This window comes from Ruoffia sp. FAM 26254 (genome assembly GCF_045528545.1).
GTDB classification, from domain to species: Bacteria; Bacillota; Bacilli; order Lactobacillales; family Aerococcaceae; genus Ruoffia; species Ruoffia halotolerans.
Window position 1 is genome coordinate 1 of the sequence record NZ_JBGQQY010000143.1, and the last position, 255, is coordinate 255.

Here is a 255-nt window from a genome sequence, read left to right on the forward strand (position 1 = left end):
CCCTGTTGACAAGCTTTGTAGCCTAAAGCACTAGCTAAATGAGTTTTACCGGTGCCTGGGGCACCAATACATACAATATTTTGATTTTCTTTTATAAAATCAAGAGAAGTTAATATTTCTCTAGTTTTGGAATCTTGTAACCGAATATCTTGATGCCACTCGAAGGAATCAAGTGTTTTATGGCCAATAAACTTCGCTTGCTTAATTAAACGTTGAATTTTTCGTTCTTCTTTAGCTTCTACTTCATTTATTAAC

General features: G+C 34.1%; 1 protein-coding gene. It reads right to left on the reverse strand.

Going from position 1 to position 255, the window contains the following annotated elements; genetic code table 11:
* A partial coding sequence (locus ACEN3Z_RS12035) for an ATP-binding protein (RefSeq protein ID WP_407091003.1) occupies window positions 1–255 on the reverse strand: 255 nt, incomplete at both ends.